This window comes from Protofrankia sp. Cas8 (assembly GCF_963555845.1).
GTDB lineage: Bacteria > Actinomycetota > Actinomycetes > Frankiales > Frankiaceae > Protofrankia.
Genome location: NZ_CAUVXI010000324.1, coordinates 3,861 through 4,478 on the forward strand (window position 1 = coordinate 3,861; position 618 = coordinate 4,478).

Here is a 618-nt window from a genome sequence, read left to right on the forward strand (position 1 = left end):
CCCAGCCGCTCCCCCACCAGACCCCGCCCAGATCACCCAAGCAATCCGCAACCACACCACCGCCCAAACCCACCTCAACCAGACACAGACAGCCCTCCACACCGCCCACGACGACCTCGACGCCGCCCGCCACCTCGCCCTCACCGCCAGAACACTCCGCGACCACGCCGCAACCACCTGCACCCACGCCATCACCAACGCCTCCCACGCCGGCATCCGCAACACACCCTGGTGGACCTGGAAAAAAATCAAAGAAACCGCCAGCGCCGCCTGGCACACCACCGTCCAACTCGCAAAAATCACCGTCGCCGTCCTCGGCATCATCGCCATGATCATCGGCGGGCCGATCGCCTGGATCGTCTTCGCCGCCGCCCTCATCATCCTCACCGACACCCTGACCAAATACGCCCAAGGCGACGCCTCCAGCTGGGACGTCGGCCTCGCCCTCCTCGACTGCATCCCCGCCACCAAAGGCCTCACCACCACCACCGGCCTCGCCCGCGGACTACGCGGCACCAGCCAAGCCATCCGCGACGGCCGCGCCCTCACCACCGCCCGCACCCACCTGGGCACCATCACCACAAACCTGCGCGGAGCCCGCGCCTACACCACCACCCT

The 618-nt window shown here is 68.0% G+C and carries 1 pseudogene; it reads left to right on the forward strand.

Annotation, left to right across the window (positions count from 1 at the left end):
* Nucleotides 1–618, forward strand: a pseudogene (locus U9977_RS26245) (hypothetical protein); the annotation flags it as partial.